Source organism: Microbulbifer sp. 2205BS26-8 (assembly GCF_030731025.1).
Classification (GTDB): domain Bacteria; phylum Pseudomonadota; class Gammaproteobacteria; order Pseudomonadales; family Cellvibrionaceae; genus Microbulbifer; species Microbulbifer spongiae.
Genome location: NZ_JAVAMR010000003.1, coordinates 24,037 through 41,308 on the forward strand (window position 1 = coordinate 24,037; position 17,272 = coordinate 41,308).

Sequence of the window (17,272 nt, forward strand, 5' to 3'; positions counted from 1 at the left end):
TAATACCGAAAGGCAGCAGGGAAGTTTCCTGGCTGCCTTTTGCCGTTATATCGAGGATACAACTGTGGCACGTAAAACGCCTATTGCACGCTACCGCAACATCGGTATCTGCGCCCACGTAGACGCTGGCAAAACCACCACTACAGAGCGCGTACTTTTTTATACGGGACTGTCTCACAAAATTGGTGAGGTGCACGAAGGCGCCGCCACCATGGACTGGATGGAGCAGGAGCAGGAGCGCGGTATTACCATTACTTCTGCGGCAACCACCTGCTTCTGGGCTGGCATGCAGCAGCAGTTCGACCAGCACCGCGTAAACATCATCGACACCCCGGGACACGTTGACTTCACAATTGAAGTCGAGCGCTCCCTGCGCGTGCTCGACGGCGCTGTCGTTGTGCTGTGTGGCTCCTCTGGCGTTCAGCCCCAGACCGAAACTGTCTGGCGCCAGGCCAACAAGTACGAAGTACCGCGTATGGTCTTCGTCAATAAGATGGACCGTGCCGGCGCCAACTTCCGCAACGTCGTAAAGCAGCTGAAAGACCGCCTGAATGCCAATGCGGTTCCGCTGCAGATGACCATCGGTGCTGAAGATGACTTCAAAGGCGTGGTGGACCTGGTCAAGATGAAAGCCATTATCTGGAACGAGGCCGACCAAGGCACGACTTTCACCTACGAAGACATTCCCGCAGAGCTGGTGGACGAATGCGAAGAAATGCGCGAGTTCCTGGTAGAGGCGGCGGCGGAAGCCAGTGAAGAGCTGATGGAGAAATACCTGGAAGGGGATTCACTGAGCGAAGAGGAAATCAAGGCGGCCATCCGCCAGCGCACCCTGGCCAACGAAATTGTACCGGTTCTGGGCGGCTCTGCCTTCAAGAACAAGGGTGTACAAGCGGTACTGGATGCGGTGATCGAATACCTGCCGGCACCGACCGAGGTGAAGGCAATCGAGGGAACGTTGGAAGATGGTGAAACCATTGAGACCCGCGAAGCAGATGACGACGCACCCTTTGCCGCGCTGGCATTCAAAATTGCCACCGATCCCTTTGTGGGGACCCTGACCTTCTTCCGCGTTTACTCCGGTCGTCTGGAGAGCGGTACCGCGGTATACAATTCTGTCAAAATGAAGAAGGAGCGCGTCGGTCGTATGGTGCAGATGCATTCCAATGACCGCAAAGAGATCAAAGAAGTGCTGGCCGGGGATATTGCCGCTGCAATTGGCCTGAAAGATGTGACCACCGGTGACACCCTGTGTGCCGAGAAGAGTAAAATCGTTCTTGAGCGTATGGAGTTCCCCGAGCCGGTCATTCACGTTGCGGTTGAGCCGAAATCCAAAGCGGACCAGGAAAAAATGGGTATTGCACTGGGCAAGCTGGCCCAGGAAGATCCCTCTTTCCGCGTGAAGACCGACGAGGAAACCGGCCAGACCATTATTGGTGGTATGGGTGAGCTGCATCTGGATATCATCGTTGACCGGATGAGACGGGAATTCAGCGTCGAGGCGAATATTGGTAAGCCGCAAGTAGCCTACCGCGAGGCGATTCGTAATACCTCCGAGATCGAAGGCAAGTTTGTCCGCCAGTCCGGTGGCCGCGGCCAGTTCGGCCATGTCTGGGTGAAATTCGAGCCCGCCGAGGACGCGTCCCAGGAAGGTCTGGAATTCGTTAACGAGATTGTGGGCGGTGTTGTACCCAAGGAATATATCCCGGCGGTACAGAAGGGTATTGAAGAGCAGATGCAAAACGGAGTTCTGGCGGGCTACCCGCTGCTAGGCCTGAAGGCGACCCTGTACGATGGCTCCTACCATGATGTGGACTCCAGTGAAATGGCGTTTAAAATCGCCGGTTCCATGGCCACCAAGAAACTCTCTTCCGTGGGCGGCGCGGTGTTGCTTGAGCCTGTGATGAAAGTGGAGGTGGTTACTCCGGAAGAAAACATGGGGGACGTGGTCGGCGACCTTAACCGACGCCGCGGTCTTATCCAGGGTATGGACGATAACCCGGCTGGCAAGGTGGTCAATGCCGAAGTGCCGCTGGCGGAAATGTTTGGCTATGCAACCGATCTGCGTTCCGCCACCCAGGGCCGTGCTACCTACACCATGGAGTTCCTGAAGTACGCCGAAGCGCCGAAAAACGTTGCCGATGACATCATCGCAAAGAACAAGGCCTGATTCACTTCTGCCCAAATGGGTCCCGGCGTTTGGTCGGGGTTTCTTTGGCAAACACTTAGCTAGAGGACATCTAAGATGGCAAAAGAAAAGTTTGAACGTTCCAAGCCCCACGTAAACGTGGGCACTATCGGTCACGTAGATCACGGTAAAACCACCCTGACCGCAGCGCTGACCCGTGTATGTGCGGAGGTCTGGGGCGGTGACGCAGTGGCTTTCGACGGTATCGACAATGCGCCGGAAGAGCGTGAGCGCGGTATCACCATCGCCACCTCTCACGTTGAGTACGAGTCCCCCACCCGCCACTACGCCCATGTGGATTGCCCGGGACACGCCGACTACGTGAAGAACATGATTACCGGAGCCGCGCAGATGGACGGCGCGATTCTGGTGTGCTCCGCCGCTGACGGCCCCATGCCGCAGACCCGCGAGCACATCCTGCTGTCCCGCCAGGTGGGCGTCCCTTACATCGTTGTGTTCCTGAACAAAGCGGACATGGTCGACGACGAAGAGCTGCTCGAACTGGTGGAAATGGAAGTGCGCGAACTGCTCGACCAGTACGAGTTCCCGGGTGACGATACCCCGATCATTGTCGGTTCCGCCCTGATGGCTTTGAACGGCGAAGACGACAACGAGCTGGGCACCACCGCGGTGAAGAAGCTGGTTGAAACCCTGGATGAGTACATTCCCGAGCCGGAGCGCGCGGTAGACCAGCCGTTTTTGATGCCGATCGAAGACGTCTTCTCCATTTCCGGTCGCGGTACCGTAGTGACCGGTCGTGTGGAGCGCGGAATTATCAAAACCGGTGACGAGATCGAAATCGTCGGTATCAAGGAAACCACCTCCACCACCTGTACCGGTGTGGAGATGTTCCGCAAGCTGCTCGACGAGGGTCGTGCAGGTGAAAATATCGGTGCACTGCTGCGCGGTACCAAGCGCGATGAGGTGGAGCGTGGACAGGTACTGGCGAAGCCGGGCTCTATCACACCGCACACCAAGTTCGAGGCGGAAGTATATGTACTGTCCAAGGACGAAGGCGGCCGTCACACCCCGTTTTTCAAGGGCTACCGTCCGCAGTTTTACTTCCGTACCACCGATGTGACCGGTGCGGTAGAGTTGCCGGAAGGTACCGAGATGGTCATGCCGGGCGACAATATCCAAATGGTTGTCACCCTGATTGCCCCGATTGCGATGGAAGACGGCCTGCGCTTTGCAATTCGCGAGGGTGGTCGCACTGTCGGTGCCGGCGTGGTTGCCAAGATCATCGAATAACTTTTACGCCTGACCGGACTAAAAAAGCCGCCGCTAAAACGCTGCGGCTTTTTTTTGTTTTTTCTCACACAGTGCCCAAATTGGTGCCTGATTTCTATGGGGTTTCAAAAAACTTATGTTGGGCGCTGGTAAATACTCAGTACATGCCCATCCGGGTCTGCAAAGTCCGCTGTCAATCCGCCGTCTGGGGCATGCTGGACCGGGGCCAGAATTTCCACATGGTGGGCGGTCAGGTGTTCCACCATGCGGTGAATTTCATTGTCGCCAACCGAAAAAACGAGGATAGGCGTGCGTGCGGGTTTCTCATCCCCTTCAAAAAAGATCAGCACGGAATCACCGATATGGGCCATCAGGTGGCCGCCGCTGTCTCCCTCTTCTGCGCCTGCTGCCCAGGTGGTTTTGAGGCCGAGGGTGTGTTCGTAGAATTGCCGGGTGTTGTGCAGGTTTTTGACAAAAAAGACAACGGCCTCGATACGTGAATTTTGCAACATGTTGTTTTCCAGTTTGCGATTGATTTAGGGTGTATATCCGTCTGACGGATGCCTACTAGTTGCCATTGCCTGGCAATTTGTGAGCGACCCTATCCAATTTTGGGCCTTGCAGCCCAATTGCGGCCTGCTATTGCAGTGGCTGGGCAGTCGACGAAGGGTGCCTGTGCTATTGCTTTTTCGGCTGGCTGATCGCAAGGAGGTTGCTGTCGGGGTCGGTGATACCGAAACGGAAACTGGGCAGGCACGCGGGGCCCCGTGCCAGGACCGCTCGCAGGAGGCCGGCCCCGGAAGGGTTTGTGTTATCCAGGCGCGCGGCATAGGCTGCAGCCAGGTTTGCAGAGTCGATCCCGCTGTTTGCTTGCTGTGACGTTAGCTTCTTTCGCAGGGCGCTGAGACGCTGCCGCAGAGCGGCATCGGAAACGCCGAGTACCCGACAGATTTCCTTTTTGCTGAGTCCATTCAATGTCAGCAACGGCACCAAGCGCTGTGCGGCGGGCAGGCACGGGATAGCATCCTTGCCGAATATGGTTGAATCTGCTCTGGATATACCCTCGCCGGAAGCATAGCGTGTTTCGCGCACCCGTCGACGCTCGGCATGGCGGGTTTGCATGGCGGCGAGATTGCGTAGTACCCCCGTAAAACCAGGCCGCATCCCCAGCATTTTGAAATGGTGTTCGCTGCGCCTCCACAGCGGCGAGCAGGCCTTCCTGTAACAGATCTTCTGCCTCCTGGCCCCGCTGGGAAAGCCGGGCGGCAGTGCGCAGCCATTGTCGATAGTGCTCGGCAGCCTTTGGTATGCTCCGCCAGTGAGGGCGTATAAAGAAGGCGATGATCTGACAGGGCAAGTTGCCCGGGATTGCGCCGTCATGGTTGTTTATCCAGATGATACGGATTTTTTTAGCCCGTGCGGTATGAGTGTATGAAATGCCAGTGCAACTGCCTATCCCGCTTGTACCCTAAAGTGCTTACTGGTCCTCACGGCGCCGGGTTTAGGCTGTGTCTGCTGATAGGCTGATTCGGGAATAGCCGCAGTGCTGATCGGTAAAGTCGATAAGGGAGCGGCTGCTCTGCTATCGGGGTGCAAGGGGGGGTAGTAGCAGGGGCTGTTTCCCAGAGAAACGGCAGGTGGAACCGGTTGCTCAGGCGGCGGGATTGGTGCAATGGCTAATTTGAACTCCGCAGCGGTGCCCCCCTGCGGAGCTTATGGTCTTCAGTGGCGGCTTCCCTAGGGCCAGTCCTTGCTCAGGTCACAGCGCGGGCAGCCCTCGAATAATTTGAGGAAGAGGGGGCCATCCATCTCCACCAGTTCCTCGTGGTCGCCGGCCTCAAAGTAAATGGTTTCACAGTGGCCCAGGCTGCTGTCGAGCATGGTTGTAATGCCATAGGCCTGTCCCAGAGGGGGCAGGGCGCCCAACTCGCAGTCGGGGAAAATCGAGCCCAACTCATTTTCCGCCACCATCTCCAGACCGTTTCGTCCGGTTTCATCGTGTACCGCGCGCATATCCAGGCTGCTGCTTGCGGGGATGACCACCAGCACGTGACCCTCTTCGTCGCGAAGGAGAATCGCCTTGGCGACCTGGTCCTCACGGACGTGGGCGGCATGGGCACTCTCGCGACTGGTGCGGCTGTGGGGATGTTGAATCAAATGATAGTCGACCGATTGGTCATTAAGATATTGGCTCAGTTTTGCGGCAATGGTCATAGTGGGACTCTCCTCATTTCACTGCGGATACTCCATTGTAGTTTCAGCGGGTGAAATTTGTGCGGGTGCGCGGTTGACAGCCTTCTGCACGCCCCGTAGAATTCGCGCTCCTTTTCGCCCGCCCACGGGGCTGCGTAAAAGGACGTTCTTTATTTTTCAGTTGGAGTTTGATTCCATGCAGGGTCAACGTATCCGAATTCGCCTGAAGGCCTTTGATCACAAGCTGATCGATGCGTCTACACAGGAGATTGTAGAGACGGCCAAGCGCACCGGTGCCCAGGTTCGCGGCCCAATCCCGCTGCCGACGCGCAAAGAAAAGTACACTGTGCTGATTTCCCCGCACGTTAACAAAGACGCGCGCGACCAGTACGAAATCCGTACCCATAAGCGCTTGCTGGACATCGTTGAGCCGACCGAGAAAACCGTCGATGCGCTGATGAAGCTCGATCTGGCGGCCGGTGTTGAGGTCCAGATTAGTCTCGGCTAACACTTTTACTAACTACCGAATCCGAATCCCGGGCGAAAAAGGTCCGGGTAGTGTAACGCTCTGAAACTGGGCGGCCGCAGTGGGTTAAAGCCCCGTGCACTGAGAGGTTGATAAAGATGACAACAGGTATTGTCGGCCGCAAGAGCGGCATGACTCGCATCTTCACTGAGGATGGCGTATCCATTCCGGTCACCGTGATCGAGGTAACACCGAATCGCGTCACCCAGGTGAAAACTGTGGAAACTGATGGCTATGCCGCTGTCCAAGTGGCAGTGGGCAAGCGCAAGGCTTCCCATGTCTCCAAGCCCGAAGCGGGCCACTTCGCCAAAGCCAGTGTAGAGGCTGGCACCCGTCTTTTCGAACTGCGCACGGACAATTCCGAAGAGACTTTCGAGATCGGTTCTGAAATCACTGTTTCCAGTTTCGAAGCTGGCCAGAAGATCGATATCACCGGCACCTCCAAGGGTAAAGGCTTCCAGGGCGGCGTTAAGCGCTGGAATTTCCGCACCCAGGACGCCACCCACGGTAACTCCCTGTCTCACCGCGCCCCCGGTTCTATCGGGCAGTGTCAGACGCCGGGACGTGTGTGGAAAGGTAAGAAGATGGCCGGGCATATGGGTGCTGCACGCGTTACTGTGCAGAACCTGGAAGTGGTGCGTGTCGATTCTGAACGCAACCTGCTGCTGATCAAAGGTGCCGTTCCCGGTGCCCCCGGCGGTAACGTTATCGTTCGTCCGGCAGTGAAAGCCTAAGTCTGGGGGAAATGGATATGGAACTGAATATCGCTACTCCCGAAGGCGCCAAAGGCACAATAGCTGTCTCTGAAGTGACTTTCGGGCGTGAATTCAATCAGGATCTGGTGCACCAGACCGTTGTCGCCTATATGGCTGGCGCACGTCAGGGCACCAAGGCACAGAAAAACCGCTCCGCTGTTTCTGGTGGCGGCAAAAAGCCCTGGCGGCAGAAAGGCACCGGGCGGGCGCGCGCCGGTACTATCCGCAGTCCATTGTGGCGCTCCGGTGGTGTCACCTTTGCCGCGGAGCCACGCGATCACGGTGTAAAGCTGAATAAGAAAATGTACCGCGCTGCCCTGCGCAGTATTCTGTCTGAACTGGCTCGGCAGGAGCGCCTGGTAGTGGTGGAATCCTTCGATGTGGAGGCGCCTAAAACCAAGCAACTGGTCAGCAAGCTGGCTCAGTATGACTTGTCCGAAGCGCTGATCGTGACCGAAGCGGTGAGCGAAAATCTCTATCTGGCCGCGCGCAACCTGCACAGGATCGATGTCCGCGATGTGCAGGCGATCGATCCTGTCAGCCTGATCCGTTTTGACAAGGTTGTGATAACCGTGGCCGCGCTCAAGAAGATTGAGGAGGTGCTGGGATGAACCAAGAGCGACTCTACCAAGTACTGCTGGGCCCGGTAATTTCCGAAAAAGCTGCCGCACTGGCCGATAGCGCCAACCAGGTGGTTTTCAAGGTTTCCACCGATGCCGGGAAAGCGGAGATCAAGGCTGCGGTCGAGAAGTTGTTTAACGTCTCTGTTGAGCAGGTTCGCACCGCCAACGTCAAAGGTAAAACCAAGCGTACCCGCCACGGTATGGGCCGTCGCAACGATTGGAAAAAAGCCTACGTGCGCCTGGCTGAAGGCAGCGACATCAACTTTGAAGCTGCTGAGTAAAGGGGACTGTTACAATGGCAATTGTCAAGACAAAACCAACCTCCGCCGGTCGTCGTCACCTGGTAAAGGTTGTCAACCCCGACCTGCACAAGGGGGCTCCCTACGCACCTTTGCTGGAGAGTAAAAGCAAAAGCGGTGGTCGCAACAACGCTGGCCGAATCACAACCCGTCACATCGGTGGTGGTCACAAGCAGCACTATCGCGTCATCGACTTCAAGCGCAACAAGGACGGCATTCCAGCCAGGGTTGAACGTCTGGAGTACGATCCGAACCGCAGCGCGCACATCGCTCTGGTGTGTTATGCCGATGGTGAGCGCCGTTACATTATCGCACCGAAGGGGCTCAAGGCAGGTGCCACTATCCAGTCCGGCGATGCCGCCCCGATTGCAGTGGGCAATACCCTGCCCCTGCGCAATGTTCCGGTGGGTTCTGTAATCCATGCCATTGAGTTGAAGCCGGGCAAGGGTGCTCAACTGGCCCGTTCTGCCGGCGCTGCCGTGCAGCTGGTGGCCAGGGAAGGGCAGTACGCGACCCTTCGCCTGCGCTCCGGAGAAACACGTAAGGTACTCGCTGAGTGCCGCGCAACCCTGGGTGAAGTGGGTAACTCCGAGCACGGCCTGCGCAAGCTGGGTAAAGCCGGTGCCGCGCGCTGGCGTGGTGTTCGCCCGACAGTTCGCGGTGTGGCGATGAACCCGGTCGATCACCCGCACGGTGGTGGTGAAGGCCGCACCTCTGGTGGACGCCATCCGGTGACGCCTTGGGGTGTGCCGACCAAAGGTAAGAAAACGCGCAAGAACAAGCGCACCGATAAGATGATTGTACGCCGCCGCGGCAAGTAAGCCGCGCGGTGTCTGAGCAGCTAGAGAGGAATCGACAGTGCCACGCTCCTTAAAGAAAGGTCCCTTTATTGATCTGCATCTGATCAAGAAGGTGGAGGCGGCGATTGCAGCCAATGATCGCCGGCCGATTAAAACCTGGTCCCGCCGCTCCATGATTATGCCGGAAATGGTTGGACTGACAATTGCCGTGCACAACGGCCGCCAGCACGTCCCCGTTTTGGTTAACGAGGAAATGGTTGGCCATAAGCTGGGCGAGTTCGCTGCTACCCGCACCTACCGCGGCCACGCTGCGGACAAAAAAGCGAAGAAGCGCTAAGCCGAGGTTAAAAAGATGGAAGTAGCAGCAAAATTACGCGGCGCACGTCTATCGGCGCAAAAAGCGCGACTGGTAGCAGATCAGGTGCGCGGCAAAGGCGCTGAAGAGGCCCTGGATATCCTTGCATTCAGCAAAAAAAAGGGTGCGGCGATTGTCAAGAAGGTTTTGGAGTCAGCCATTGCCAACGCCGAGCACAACGAAGGTGCCGACGTTGACGAACTGAAAATTTCCACAATTTTTGTGGATGAAGGTATGACCATGAAGCGCATTAAACCGCGTGCAAAAGGCCGTGCCGACCGGATTCTTAAGCGTACTTGTCACATCACTGTGAAAGTGGCCGAGAAATAACAGAGCAGGCGAGAAAACCATGGGACAAAAAGTACATCCTACCGGCATTCGTCTGGGTATCGTTAAAAAGCATACTTCTGTTTGGTATGCCGGCAGCGACGAGTACGCAGACAAGCTGTACATGGATCTGAAAGTTCGCGAATACATTCGCAAGAAGCTGGCCCACGCCTCTGTGAGCCGTATTGAGATCCAGCGCCCGGCCAACACCGCACGTGTGACGATTCACACTGCGCGACCGGGTATTGTGATCGGTAAAAAAGGGGAAGACGTAGAGCGTCTGCGCAATGAAGTGAGTGCACGGATGGGCGTACCGGTACACATCGATATCGAAGAAGTGCGCAAGCCGGATATGGATGCCGCTCTGGTAGCCCAGAATGTCGCCCAGCAACTAGAACGCCGCGTTATGTTTCGCCGCGCTATGAAGCGCGCGGTACAAAACGCGATGCGCCAGGGTGCCGAAGGTATCCGGATTCAGGTAAGTGGTCGTCTCGGTGGAGCAGAAATTGCCCGTACCGAGTGGTACCGCGAAGGTCGTGTGCCCCTGCACACCCTGCGTGCCAACATCGACTATGCCACCGCCGAAGCGATGACTACCTACGGCATCATTGGTATCAAGGTGTGGATCTTTAAAGGCGAAGTCATCGGTGACGAAATACCCGATGAAAAGCCGGTGAAGAGCCGCAAGAAAGCTGCTAAATAAAGGGGTACGCAAATGTTGCAACCAAAGCGTACAAAATTTCGCAAGGTACAAAAAGGGCGCAATCGCGGACTTTCCCAGCGCGGCTCTAAGGTGAGCTTTGGCGAGTTCGGCCTGAAATCTATCGGCCGCGGGCGCATTACTGCACGCCAGATTGAAGCGGCTCGTCGCGCAATGACTCGTCACGTCAAACGTGGCGGTAAGATTTGGATTCGCGTGTTTCCGGACAAGCCCATTACCAACAAGCCCCTTGAAGTCCGTATGGGTAAAGGTAAGGGGGGCGTTGAATACTGGGTAGCGCAGATCCAGCCGGGCAAGGTCCTCTATGAAATGGAGGGGGTGTCCGAGGAGCTGGCTCGCGAGGCTTTTGCCCTGGCCGCAGCCAAGCTGCCTGTAAAAACAACTTTCGTTAAGCGTTCGGTGATGTAATGAAGACTGCAGATCTACGCGAAAAGTCAGTTGAAGAGTTGAACCAGGAGCTTCTCAATCAACTGGAAGCCCAGTTCAAACTTCGCATGCAAAAGTCCACCGGTCAGCTGGCCCAGACTCATCTGCTGAAGCAGACTCGTCGCGACATTGCTCGCATTAAGACTGTGTTGACCGAGAAGGCAGGTAACTAATCATGGCGGAAGCAAAACTGAAGCGCACACTCACCGGCAAGGTCGTGAGTGACAAGATGGACAAAACCATCACCGTTTTGATCGAGCGCCGTGTTAAGCACCCGATCTACGGCAAAATTGTAAATAAGTCCACCAAGCTCAAGGCGCATGACGAGAGCAATGCATGCAATATCGGCGATGTTGTCACCATTGAGGAATCTCGTCCGCTGTCCAAGAGCAAGTCCTGGGCTTTGCAGAAAATTGTAGAGCGTGCGGCGAAGGTTTAACCCCTAGCGCATTGACTGCCGAATTGAAAGGTTTCGGAGAGAGACAATGATTCAAGCGGAATCCTACTTAGAAGTAGCTGACAACAGTGGGGCTCGCCGCGTCATGTGCATCAAGGTGCTGGGCGGCTCCCATCGTCGTTATGCCGGCGTGGGCGACATTATTAAGGTAACCGTTAAGGAAGCCATTCCCCGCGGTAAAGTAAAGAAAGGTCAGGTAATGAACGCTGTTGTGGTTCGCACCAAAAAAGGTGTACGTCGCGCAGATGGTTCCCTGATTAAATTTGACGATAACGCAGCGGTACTGCTGAACCAGCAATTGGCGCCGGTTGGCACCCGTATTTTTGGTCCGGTAACTCGCGAATTGCGCGGTGAGAAGTTCATGAAGATCATCTCACTGGCTCCTGAAGTTATCTAGGCCTCGAGCGGAGAAGAGTTATGCGCAAGATCAAGCGTGATGACGAAGTGATCGTTATCGCCGGTCGTGACAAGGGTAAGCGCGGGTCGGTACGTAAGGTACTGAACGACGGCCGCCTGATTGTTTCCGGCATACAAATGATCAAAAAACACCAAAAGCCGAATCCCCAACTGGGCGTTGCCGGTGGTATCGTTGAAAAAGAAGCTGCTATTCAGGCTTCCAATGTGGCCATCTTCAACCCCAATACCCAGAAGGCAGACCGGGTGGGCTTTAAAGTACTGGAAGACGGCACTAAGATTCGCGTCTTCAAATCCAGCGGCGAAGCCATCTAGGGCATTAGGCGCAGAAGCAGGTTGGTAGATCATGGCAAAGCTTAAAGAGCTCTACACGAAAGAACTCGCGCCCAAGCTCAAAGAAGTGCTGGGCCTTGAGAATGTGATGGCAGTGCCGCGCATCACCAAGATCACCGTCAACATGGGTGTTGGTGAAGCGATTGGTGATAAGAAGGTACTGGATCACGCTGTCAACGATATGACAGCAATTACTGGTCAGAAGCCCATTGTGACTAAAGCGCGTCAGTCTATTGCAGGCTTTAAGATCCGCGATGGTTGGCCGATCGGCTGCAAGGTAACGCTGCGCGGTGAGCGCATGTACGAATTCCTGGAGCGTTTGATCGACATCGCAATCCCGCGTGTTCGCGACTTCCGTGGCATCAGCCCGAAGCAGTTTGATGGCCGCGGCAATTTCTCAATGGGTGTGACCGAGCAAATTATCTTCCCTGAAATTGACTATGACAAAATAGACAAGCTCCGCGGCCTGGATATTTGTATTACCACCACAGCGGCAAACGACGATCAAGGTCGTGCACTGCTGAAAGCGTTCAACTTCCCACTCAAGGGTTAAGAGGATTCCATGGCGAAGAAATCCATGATTGCGCGCGAGCACAAGCGCGCTCGAACCGCAGCTAAGTACGCCGTCAAGCGTCAAGAGCTGAAGGCGATCATCGCCAGTGCCACTGCTTCTGATGAGGAGCAGTGGGAGGCTCAACTCAAGCTGCAGAAACTGCCGCGCGATGCAAGCCCGGTACGCCAGCAACGCCGCTGCCGTATCACTGGTCGCCCCCACGCTGTATACCGCAAGTTCGGCCTGTGTCGTAACAAACTGCGCGAAGCGGCAATGCGCGGTGATGTGCCCGGTCTGGTGAAATCCAGTTGGTAATGGCGAACCGGTTTTAGGCAGATTTGAGGAGCCTCAATAAATGAGTATGCAAGATCCGCTGGCAGATATGCTGACCCGCATCCGCAATGCCCTGGCGCGCGGAAAGGCGGAGGTTACCCTGCCATCATCCAAACTGAAAGTGGCGGTAGCTAAAGTCCTGAAAGACGAAGGTTACGTCACTGACTTGAATATAAGTGAAAGCGCTAAGCCTGAACTGACTATTGTCCTGAAATATTTTCAGGGCAAGCCGGTTATCGCCGAACTGGATCGCGTTTCCCGCCCGGGCCTGCGCGCTTACTCCGGTAAGAAAGCGCTGCCAACCGTGCGAGGCGGACTGGGTATCGCGATTGTTTCCACCTCCAGAGGTGTGATGACCGATCGCGCTGCGCGCCAGGCGGGTGTCGGTGGCGAAGTGCTCTGCACCGTATTCTAAACGGGGGTTAACATGTCTCGAATAGCAAATAGTCCGATAGTTGTCCCCGCAGGTGTAAGCATCGACCTGAAAGGTCAGGATATCGCGGTAAAAGGTAGTAACGGTAACCTGAGTATGGTTATTCACGGTGATGTAACAGTGAGCCAGGCAGACAGCCAGCTGACGTTCGCCGCGCGTAATAATTCCAAGCAGGCCAAGGCGCTATCAGGCACTACCCGTGCGCTGGTGAACAACATGGTGGTTGGCGTAAGCGCTGGCTTTGAGAAGAAACTGCAGTTGCTGGGTGTCGGTTATCGTGCGAAAGCCGCCGGGAAAAAGGTTAACCTGACCCTGGGGTTTTCCCACCCGATCGATTATCAGTTACCGGAGGGTGTGACTGCGGAAACGCCGAGCCAGACTGAAATCGTACTGAAGAGCAGCGATAAGCAGTTGTTGGGCCAGGTGGCCGCCGAGATCCGTGCGTTCCGTCCGCCGGAGCCTTACAAAGGTAAGGGTGTCCGCTACGCCGACGAGCGCGTGTATCGCAAAGAGGCCAAGAAGAAGTAGGTAGGGCATAGATATGAACGTTAAGAAAGCATCCCGCTTGCGTCGTGCACGTCGTGCCCGCGCCAAGATTCGTGAGCTGCGCGCTGTTCGCCTCACCGTGAACCGCACACCGCGCCACATTTATGCACAGGTTCTGTCCGCCGAAGGCAGTACGGTACTGGCTTCCGCCTCTACCCTGGACAAGGATCTGCGCGCAGGTGCAACCGGTAACGTCGACGCCGCCACTGCGGTTGGCAAGCTGATTGCCGAGCGCGCCAAGGCCGCAGGCGTTGAAGAGGTTGCCTTTGATCGCAGCGGCTACAAGTACCACGGCCGTGTTAAGGCTCTGGCTGACGCTGCCCGCGAAGCCGGTCTGAAATTCTAAGGGTTGAGTTATGGCTAGAGAGAAAGACAAAAGCAACGACGAAGGCCTGCAGGAGAAGCTGGTCCAGGTCAATCGCGTTGCCAAAACGGTGAAAGGTGGTCGTATCTTCGCCTTTACCGCACTGACTGTCGTTGGCGACGGCAACGGTCGCATCGGTTTTGGTCGGGGCAAGGCGCGGGAAGTGCCCGTTGCGATCCAGAAGGCGATGGAAGCCGCGCGCCGCAACATGATTCAGGTAGAACTGAATGGTGACACCATCCAGTACGCTACCAATGGCCGCCACGGCGGTTCCAAGATTTACATGCAGCCCGCCTCCCAGGGTACCGGCGTTATTGCCGGTGGCGCCATGCGCTCCGTTCTGGAAATGGCCGGTGTACACAACGTATTGGCCAAGTGCTACGGTTCCACCAATCCGGTGAATGTCGTGCGCGCAACCTTCAAGGCGCTGGAGCAAATGCAGAGCCCAGAGGATGTGGCGGCCAAGCGCAGTAAATCAGTCGAAGAGATCCTGGGCTGATCACAGCCCCGGTTTAAGGTTATTGGTGGGTTAAGACCATGGCTAAAAAGACCATTAAAGTCACCCAGACCAAAAGTATCAACGGACGCCTGAAAAGCCATCAGGCGTGTGTTGCGGGTCTGGGCCTGCGCCGCATCGGTCATACAGTGGAAGTGGAAGACACCCCTTCTGTGCGCGGCATGATCAACAAAGTAAACTACCTAATTAAGGTGGAGGGAGAGTAGCATGCGTTTGAACGACTTATCTCCCACACTGGGCCACAAGCACAGCGCCAAGCGTGTGGGCCGTGGTATCGGCAGTGGTTTGGGCAAGACCGCTGGCCGCGGCCACAAGGGTCAAAAAGCGCGCTCCGGCGGCAGCGTCCGGCCGGGTTTCGAAGGCGGTCAGATGCCTTTGCAGAAGCGTCTGCCGAAGTACGGCTTCACTGCGCGTGTTTCCCGTTTCAGCGCTGAAGTACGTCTGGCGGAGCTGGCCAAGGTAGAAAGTGATGTAATTGATTTGGCAGCGCTGAAGAATGCCGATATTATCGGCAACCATGTTAAACGCGCCAAGGTGTTTCTCTCCGGTGAGCTGACCAGAGCCGTTACCATGAAAGGGCTGGGAGTGAGCAAAGGCGCAAAAGCGGCTATCGAAGCTGCCGGCGGTAAAATAGAAGATTAATCGAGGCGCCAATGGCACGACCAGGATCCGGTGGAAATCCCCTGGGCAGCAGCAAGGGATTGGGCGAGCTTTGGGCTCGCCTTCGTTTTCTGTTCCTAGCGATTCTTGTTTACCGTCTGGGGACACATATTCCGGTGCCCGGTATTGATCCGGAAAAGCTGTCAAACCTGTTTAACCAGAACCAGGGAACCATTCTGGGACTGTTTAACATGTTCTCCGGCGGTGCCCTGGAAAGAATGAGCATTCTGGCATTGGGGATCATGCCCTACATCTCCGCGTCCATCATTATGCAGCTGATGAGCGCGGTGACTCCCTCCCTAGAGGCTTTGAAAAAAGAGGGGGAGGCCGGTAGGCGCAAGATCAACCAGTACACCCGCTACCTGACGGTAGTGCTGGCCCTGATCCAGGGAATCGGCATGACCTTCGGCTTGGCAGGGCAAAACCTGGCTTACTCACCTGAGCCTGCGTTTGGCTTTTACTTTGTGGCAGTCGCCTCACTGGTGACCGGCGCAGTCTTTATGATGTGGCTCGGTGAACAGATCACCGAGCGCGGCGTTGGCAACGGTATCTCCATGCTGATTTTTGCCGGTATCGTGGCCGGGCTGCCCGGTGCTATCGGCCAGGCATTTGAGCAGACCCGGCAGGGTGAACTGCATATCCTGATGCTGCTGATCATCGGTGTTATCGCCATTGCCGTGGTGTTCTTTGTGGTAGTGATGGAGCGCGGTCAGCGCCGTATCACTATTAACCACGCCCGGCGCCAGGCGGGGCGCTACTCCGCCGCACCAGCTGCGCAGGCGAGCCACCTGCCGCTGAAGGTGAATATGGCCGGTGTTATCCCGGTGATCTTTGCCAGTAGTATCCTGCTGTTCCCGGCCACGCTGGCGCAGTGGTTTGGCCAGGGCGGCGAAGGTATTGGTGCCGAGATCCTGCAGTGGATGGCGTTGCAGCTGGGGCCGGGACAGCCGCTGAATATTATCCTGTTCGCACTGCTGATTGGTTTTTTCTGCTTCTTCTATACGGCTTTGATGTTCAACCCGAATGAAGTGGCAGACAACCTGAAAAAGTCCGGTGCTTACGTGCCCGGTATCCGTCCCGGTGAGCAGACAGCCCGCTATATCGACAGTGTGCTGACCCGTCTCACCCTGGTTGGTGCCGTGTATATTGCGCTGGTATCCCTGCTGCCGCAGTTCCTGGTGGTTGGGTTTAACGTTCCCTTTTATCTGGGGGGTACCTCACTGCTGATCGTTGTTGTCGTAGTGATGGACTTTATGGCACAGGTACAGTCCCATCTGTTGTCGCACCAATATGAGGGGCTGATGAAGAAAGCGAATTTGCAGAGCTATGGCCGTCGCTAGTGCGTCCTGCTCGCAGATTGAATGAATTGAGGTAAGGTCATGAAAGTACGCGCTTCTGTAAAAAAGATCTGCCGTAACTGCAAAATCGTACGCCGCAAGGGTGTTCTGCGGGTCATCTGCAGCGCTGAGCCGCGTCATAAGCAGCGTCAAGGCTAATCCAGGGGCAGCCCCGTACAGAGTTGCCGATCCGGGTTTCTCTGTATAAATCTGAAAGAATTTGCCACCCGCTAGTGTATTGGGGAGTGGCACACCCTGGCGTTATGTGCGCTTGGGCGGGAGTCCGGCCAGTTTTGCAGGCTCCCAACTGGGGGCGCTGACTGTCGTCCGCATCCGCTTGGGGAGACCGAAGTGGATGCGGGCTATTGCAAATTGGTGTCTGAAAAGCTATTCTTGCGCGCCTTTTTTGGTGGCGCCGTCGGTTTTTTAGTCGCTGTCAGCGCCGAAAACAAAGTAGAGTCACTTGCTGAATAGCAGTGGCTCCCAATACGTGGAGTACGCCTCTATGGCACGTATTGCTGGTGTCAATGTACCAGATCACAAGCACGCGGTGATTTCCCTGACCCACATCTACGGGGTTGGTCGCACTGCGGCTAAAACTATTCTGGCAGCGGTTGGTATCGCTGAATCCACCAAAATCCGCGACCTGTCTGAAGAGCAGATCGAAACCATCCGCGGTGAAGTTGCCAAACTCACTGTAGAGGGTGACCTGCGACGCGAAGTCTCCATGAACATCAAGCGCTTGATGGATCTGGGCTGCTACCGCGGTCTGCGCCACCGCCGCAGCTTGCCGCTGCGGGGACAGCGCACCAAGACCAATGCCCGCACTCGCAAGGGTCCGCGCAAGCCGATTCGCAAATAAGCCGGATTAGGGCGCGATAT

General features: G+C 56.1%; 30 protein-coding genes and 1 pseudogene. 27 read left to right on the forward strand and 4 right to left on the reverse strand.

Annotated elements, in window-relative coordinates; translation table 11 throughout:
- The first annotated feature begins 64 nt into the window (after window positions 1–64).
- Both fusA and tuf read left to right on the forward strand, forming a co-directional pair.
- On the forward strand, window positions 65–2,170 hold the full coding sequence (fusA, locus tag Q5Y71_RS01440) for an elongation factor G (protein ID WP_301415179.1): 2,106 nt from the start codon (window positions 65–67) through the stop codon (window positions 2,168–2,170).
- Window positions 2,171–2,245: 75 nt separating this feature from the next.
- The gene (tuf, locus tag Q5Y71_RS01445; RefSeq protein WP_306039457.1) at window positions 2,246–3,439 is read left to right on the forward strand and encodes an elongation factor Tu; all 1,194 of its coding nucleotides are present in this window, start codon (window positions 2,246–2,248) and stop codon (window positions 3,437–3,439) included.
- A gap of 113 nt (window positions 3,440–3,552) precedes the next feature.
- On the opposite strand, the gene Q5Y71_RS01450 is transcribed toward tuf, so the two are convergent.
- From Q5Y71_RS01450 to Q5Y71_RS01460, 4 genes and pseudogenes are all read right to left on the reverse strand, one after another.
- Window positions 3,553–3,930, reverse strand: a complete 378-nt coding sequence (locus tag Q5Y71_RS01450; protein ID WP_306039477.1) for a VOC family protein — start codon at window positions 3,928–3,930, stop codon at window positions 3,553–3,555.
- A gap of 166 nt (window positions 3,931–4,096) precedes the next feature.
- Entirely contained in the window at window positions 4,097–4,591 is a 495-nt protein-coding gene (locus Q5Y71_RS01455; protein ID WP_371876977.1) for a sigma factor-like helix-turn-helix DNA-binding protein, read from the reverse strand.
- Window positions 4,592–4,655: 64 nt separating this feature from the next.
- Window positions 4,656–4,775: pseudogene (locus tag Q5Y71_RS17470) on the reverse strand (hypothetical protein); the annotation flags it as partial.
- A 380-nt stretch (window positions 4,776–5,155) separates the two neighbouring features.
- A complete protein-coding gene (locus Q5Y71_RS01460) occupies window positions 5,156–5,632 on the reverse strand; it encodes an aminoacyl-tRNA deacylase (protein ID WP_301415169.1) in 477 nt (158 codons plus the stop codon).
- Window positions 5,633–5,807: 175 nt separating this feature from the next.
- Here Q5Y71_RS01460 and rpsJ point away from each other — a divergent pair, with 175 nt between their 5' ends.
- The 25 genes from rpsJ to rpsM all read left to right on the forward strand — a co-directional run bounded on the left by rpsJ (window position 5,808) and on the right by rpsM (window position 17,252).
- The gene (gene rpsJ / locus Q5Y71_RS01465) at window positions 5,808–6,119 is read left to right on the forward strand and encodes a 30S ribosomal protein S10 (protein WP_010133849.1); all 312 of its coding nucleotides are present in this window, start codon (window positions 5,808–5,810) and stop codon (window positions 6,117–6,119) included.
- A 116-nt stretch (window positions 6,120–6,235) separates the two neighbouring features.
- Window positions 6,236–6,871: a 50S ribosomal protein L3 gene (rplC, locus tag Q5Y71_RS01470; protein WP_306039484.1), complete on the forward strand. Its 636-nt coding sequence runs from the start codon at window positions 6,236–6,238 to the stop codon at window positions 6,869–6,871.
- A 17-nt stretch (window positions 6,872–6,888) separates the two neighbouring features.
- Complete coding sequence (gene rplD / locus Q5Y71_RS01475; protein ID WP_306039485.1) at window positions 6,889–7,503, forward strand: 50S ribosomal protein L4; 615 nt, start codon at window positions 6,889–6,891, stop codon at window positions 7,501–7,503.
- Window positions 7,500–7,796, forward strand: coding sequence for a 50S ribosomal protein L23 (gene rplW, locus Q5Y71_RS01480; RefSeq protein WP_306039487.1), 297 nt, complete (start codon window positions 7,500–7,502; stop codon window positions 7,794–7,796). The genes rplD and rplW overlap by 4 nt, the downstream gene beginning before the upstream one ends.
- Window positions 7,797–7,810: 14 nt before the next feature.
- Window positions 7,811–8,635, forward strand: a complete 825-nt coding sequence (gene rplB, locus Q5Y71_RS01485; protein ID WP_306039489.1) for a 50S ribosomal protein L2 — start codon at window positions 7,811–7,813, stop codon at window positions 8,633–8,635.
- Window positions 8,636–8,672: 37 nt separating this feature from the next.
- A complete protein-coding gene (rpsS, locus tag Q5Y71_RS01490) occupies window positions 8,673–8,951 on the forward strand; it encodes a 30S ribosomal protein S19 (protein WP_069946924.1) in 279 nt (92 codons plus the stop codon).
- 15 nt (window positions 8,952–8,966) lie between these two features.
- Window positions 8,967–9,299, forward strand: coding sequence for a 50S ribosomal protein L22 (gene rplV, locus Q5Y71_RS01495; RefSeq protein ID WP_306039492.1), 333 nt, complete (start codon window positions 8,967–8,969; stop codon window positions 9,297–9,299).
- Between the two features lie 19 nt (window positions 9,300–9,318).
- The gene (rpsC, locus tag Q5Y71_RS01500; protein WP_306039494.1) at window positions 9,319–9,999 is read left to right on the forward strand and encodes a 30S ribosomal protein S3; all 681 of its coding nucleotides are present in this window, start codon (window positions 9,319–9,321) and stop codon (window positions 9,997–9,999) included.
- A 12-nt stretch (window positions 10,000–10,011) separates the two neighbouring features.
- Complete coding sequence (gene rplP / locus Q5Y71_RS01505; RefSeq protein WP_301415159.1) at window positions 10,012–10,425, forward strand: 50S ribosomal protein L16; 414 nt, start codon at window positions 10,012–10,014, stop codon at window positions 10,423–10,425.
- Entirely contained in the window at window positions 10,425–10,616 is a 192-nt protein-coding gene (rpmC, locus tag Q5Y71_RS01510) for a 50S ribosomal protein L29 (protein ID WP_020411392.1), read from the forward strand. Before rplP ends, rpmC begins: the two co-directional genes overlap by 1 nt.
- A gap of 2 nt (window positions 10,617–10,618) precedes the next feature.
- Window positions 10,619–10,882, forward strand: coding sequence for a 30S ribosomal protein S17 (rpsQ, locus tag Q5Y71_RS01515; protein ID WP_301415158.1), 264 nt, complete (start codon window positions 10,619–10,621; stop codon window positions 10,880–10,882).
- A 46-nt stretch (window positions 10,883–10,928) separates the two neighbouring features.
- Window positions 10,929–11,297 carry a 50S ribosomal protein L14 gene (gene rplN / locus Q5Y71_RS01520; protein WP_067151032.1) on the forward strand — a complete coding sequence of 123 codons (369 nt, stop codon included), beginning with the start codon at window positions 10,929–10,931 and terminating at the stop codon, window positions 11,295–11,297.
- Between the two features lie 20 nt (window positions 11,298–11,317).
- Complete coding sequence (gene rplX, locus Q5Y71_RS01525) at window positions 11,318–11,629, forward strand: 50S ribosomal protein L24 (protein ID WP_020411395.1); 312 nt, start codon at window positions 11,318–11,320, stop codon at window positions 11,627–11,629.
- Between the two features lie 31 nt (window positions 11,630–11,660).
- Window positions 11,661–12,200: a 50S ribosomal protein L5 gene (gene rplE / locus Q5Y71_RS01530; protein ID WP_306039498.1), complete on the forward strand. Its 540-nt coding sequence runs from the start codon at window positions 11,661–11,663 to the stop codon at window positions 12,198–12,200.
- A 9-nt stretch (window positions 12,201–12,209) separates the two neighbouring features.
- Window positions 12,210–12,515, forward strand: coding sequence for a 30S ribosomal protein S14 (rpsN, locus tag Q5Y71_RS01535; RefSeq protein WP_306039500.1), 306 nt, complete (start codon window positions 12,210–12,212; stop codon window positions 12,513–12,515).
- Between the two features lie 40 nt (window positions 12,516–12,555).
- Window positions 12,556–12,948, forward strand: coding sequence for a 30S ribosomal protein S8 (rpsH, locus tag Q5Y71_RS01540; RefSeq protein WP_306039501.1), 393 nt, complete (start codon window positions 12,556–12,558; stop codon window positions 12,946–12,948).
- A gap of 12 nt (window positions 12,949–12,960) precedes the next feature.
- A complete protein-coding gene (rplF, locus tag Q5Y71_RS01545; protein WP_306039503.1) occupies window positions 12,961–13,494 on the forward strand; it encodes a 50S ribosomal protein L6 in 534 nt (177 codons plus the stop codon).
- A 13-nt stretch (window positions 13,495–13,507) separates the two neighbouring features.
- Window positions 13,508–13,858, forward strand: a complete 351-nt coding sequence (gene rplR / locus Q5Y71_RS01550) for a 50S ribosomal protein L18 (protein WP_301415151.1) — start codon at window positions 13,508–13,510, stop codon at window positions 13,856–13,858.
- 10 nt (window positions 13,859–13,868) lie between these two features.
- On the forward strand, window positions 13,869–14,375 hold the full coding sequence (gene rpsE / locus Q5Y71_RS01555; RefSeq protein WP_301415149.1) for a 30S ribosomal protein S5: 507 nt from the start codon (window positions 13,869–13,871) through the stop codon (window positions 14,373–14,375).
- 38 nt (window positions 14,376–14,413) lie between these two features.
- Window positions 14,414–14,599 carry a 50S ribosomal protein L30 gene (gene rpmD / locus Q5Y71_RS01560; protein WP_143729413.1) on the forward strand — a complete coding sequence of 62 codons (186 nt, stop codon included), beginning with the start codon at window positions 14,414–14,416 and terminating at the stop codon, window positions 14,597–14,599.
- A 1-nt stretch (window position 14,600) separates the two neighbouring features.
- A complete protein-coding gene (gene rplO, locus Q5Y71_RS01565; RefSeq protein WP_306039506.1) occupies window positions 14,601–15,035 on the forward strand; it encodes a 50S ribosomal protein L15 in 435 nt (144 codons plus the stop codon).
- An 11-nt stretch (window positions 15,036–15,046) separates the two neighbouring features.
- Window positions 15,047–16,393, forward strand: a complete 1,347-nt coding sequence (gene secY / locus Q5Y71_RS01570) for a preprotein translocase subunit SecY (protein ID WP_306039507.1) — start codon at window positions 15,047–15,049, stop codon at window positions 16,391–16,393.
- Between the two features lie 39 nt (window positions 16,394–16,432).
- The gene (rpmJ, locus tag Q5Y71_RS01575; protein WP_010133825.1) at window positions 16,433–16,549 is read left to right on the forward strand and encodes a 50S ribosomal protein L36; all 117 of its coding nucleotides are present in this window, start codon (window positions 16,433–16,435) and stop codon (window positions 16,547–16,549) included.
- 192 nt (window positions 16,550–16,741) lie between these two features.
- On the forward strand, window positions 16,742–16,864 hold the full coding sequence (locus Q5Y71_RS01580; RefSeq protein ID WP_306039510.1) for a hypothetical protein: 123 nt from the start codon (window positions 16,742–16,744) through the stop codon (window positions 16,862–16,864).
- A 31-nt stretch (window positions 16,865–16,895) separates the two neighbouring features.
- A complete protein-coding gene (gene rpsM, locus Q5Y71_RS01585) occupies window positions 16,896–17,252 on the forward strand; it encodes a 30S ribosomal protein S13 (RefSeq protein WP_299946522.1) in 357 nt (118 codons plus the stop codon).
- Window positions 17,253–17,272: the final 20 nt, after the last annotated feature.

Bases quoted from the DNA above. Each gene is read 5' to 3' on its own strand.
- rplN (WP_067151032.1), top strand. From the start codon at position 10,929: ATGATTCAAGCGGAATCCTACTTAGAAGTAGCTGACAACAGTGGGGCT.
- Q5Y71_RS01450 (WP_306039477.1), bottom strand. From the start codon at position 3,930: ATGTTGCAAAATTCACGTATCGAGGCCGTTGTCTTTTTTGTCAAAAAC.
- Q5Y71_RS01455 (WP_371876977.1), bottom strand. From the start codon at position 4,591: ATGCTGGGGATGCGGCCTGGTTTTACGGGGGTACTACGCAATCTCGCC.
- rpsQ (WP_301415158.1), top strand. From the start codon at position 10,619: ATGGCGGAAGCAAAACTGAAGCGCACACTCACCGGCAAGGTCGTGAGT.
- secY (WP_306039507.1), top strand. From the start codon at position 15,047: ATGGCACGACCAGGATCCGGTGGAAATCCCCTGGGCAGCAGCAAGGGA.
- rpsE (WP_301415149.1), top strand. From the start codon at position 13,869: ATGGCTAGAGAGAAAGACAAAAGCAACGACGAAGGCCTGCAGGAGAAG.
- rplO (WP_306039506.1), top strand. From the start codon at position 14,601: ATGCGTTTGAACGACTTATCTCCCACACTGGGCCACAAGCACAGCGCC.
- rplP (WP_301415159.1), top strand. From the start codon at position 10,012: ATGTTGCAACCAAAGCGTACAAAATTTCGCAAGGTACAAAAAGGGCGC.
- rplF (WP_306039503.1), top strand. From the start codon at position 12,961: ATGTCTCGAATAGCAAATAGTCCGATAGTTGTCCCCGCAGGTGTAAGC.
- rplB (WP_306039489.1), top strand. From the start codon at position 7,811: ATGGCAATTGTCAAGACAAAACCAACCTCCGCCGGTCGTCGTCACCTG.
- rplW (WP_306039487.1), top strand. From the start codon at position 7,500: ATGAACCAAGAGCGACTCTACCAAGTACTGCTGGGCCCGGTAATTTCC.
- tuf (WP_306039457.1), top strand. From the start codon at position 2,246: ATGGCAAAAGAAAAGTTTGAACGTTCCAAGCCCCACGTAAACGTGGGC.
- rpsJ (WP_010133849.1), top strand. From the start codon at position 5,808: ATGCAGGGTCAACGTATCCGAATTCGCCTGAAGGCCTTTGATCACAAG.
- rplD (WP_306039485.1), top strand. From the start codon at position 6,889: ATGGAACTGAATATCGCTACTCCCGAAGGCGCCAAAGGCACAATAGCT.
- rpmJ (WP_010133825.1), top strand. From the start codon at position 16,433: ATGAAAGTACGCGCTTCTGTAAAAAAGATCTGCCGTAACTGCAAAATC.
- rpsM (WP_299946522.1), top strand. From the start codon at position 16,896: ATGGCACGTATTGCTGGTGTCAATGTACCAGATCACAAGCACGCGGTG.
- rpmD (WP_143729413.1), top strand. From the start codon at position 14,414: ATGGCTAAAAAGACCATTAAAGTCACCCAGACCAAAAGTATCAACGGA.
- rplX (WP_020411395.1), top strand. From the start codon at position 11,318: ATGCGCAAGATCAAGCGTGATGACGAAGTGATCGTTATCGCCGGTCGT.
- rplV (WP_306039492.1), top strand. From the start codon at position 8,967: ATGGAAGTAGCAGCAAAATTACGCGGCGCACGTCTATCGGCGCAAAAA.
- rpsC (WP_306039494.1), top strand. From the start codon at position 9,319: ATGGGACAAAAAGTACATCCTACCGGCATTCGTCTGGGTATCGTTAAA.
- rpsN (WP_306039500.1), top strand. From the start codon at position 12,210: ATGGCGAAGAAATCCATGATTGCGCGCGAGCACAAGCGCGCTCGAACC.
- rpsH (WP_306039501.1), top strand. From the start codon at position 12,556: ATGAGTATGCAAGATCCGCTGGCAGATATGCTGACCCGCATCCGCAAT.
- rplE (WP_306039498.1), top strand. From the start codon at position 11,661: ATGGCAAAGCTTAAAGAGCTCTACACGAAAGAACTCGCGCCCAAGCTC.
- Q5Y71_RS01460 (WP_301415169.1), bottom strand. From the start codon at position 5,632: ATGACCATTGCCGCAAAACTGAGCCAATATCTTAATGACCAATCGGTC.
- rplC (WP_306039484.1), top strand. From the start codon at position 6,236: ATGACAACAGGTATTGTCGGCCGCAAGAGCGGCATGACTCGCATCTTC.
- rplR (WP_301415151.1), top strand. From the start codon at position 13,508: ATGAACGTTAAGAAAGCATCCCGCTTGCGTCGTGCACGTCGTGCCCGC.
- rpmC (WP_020411392.1), top strand. From the start codon at position 10,425: ATGAAGACTGCAGATCTACGCGAAAAGTCAGTTGAAGAGTTGAACCAG.